Annotated in this window: 1 pseudogene; it reads left to right on the forward strand. The window is 66.6% G+C overall.

Features of this window, described 5'->3' with window-relative positions:
• Window positions 1-168: 168 nt before the first annotated feature.
• A pseudogene (locus MKK69_RS22180) lies at window positions 169-434 on the forward strand (molybdopterin oxidoreductase); the annotation flags it as partial.

Here is a 434-nt window from a genome sequence, read left to right on the forward strand (position 1 = left end):
CCCCTAAACAGACCTTGCTTCAGCGCACCCCTCACAGCTGCAGCCTCGTTAAGCGCCCAGCTGAGCTGACGATAGGGAACCCTCCGGCTGTCGAAAGCCGCGTCGATACGGGTGCAACTGACGCGACCGCAAGCTCGACCCGGCACCCGTTACCGGGAAGACCCGGGCATGAGCCGCTTTCTGAGCCGACGCGTCCTCCTTACAGGGGCTTCCGCCGCGGCTGCGACGGCTATGCTCGGCGGGTGCGACCGCCTGGGCAACGCGGAATGGTTCAAGCGCACGCTGAAGACCGGCGAGGACGCCAACCTGTTCGTCCAGCGGCTGCTGCTCACCAACCGGACGCTCGCACCGGAATACGCCGACGCCGACATCTCGCCGGTGTTCAAGCCGAACGGAACCGAGGACCCGCCGGACAAGGGCTACAAGGCCCTGGC

Origin of the sequence: Methylobacterium sp. J-026 (assembly GCF_022829585.1) — a bacterium.
Taxonomy (GTDB): Bacteria; Pseudomonadota; Alphaproteobacteria; order Rhizobiales; family Beijerinckiaceae; genus Methylobacterium.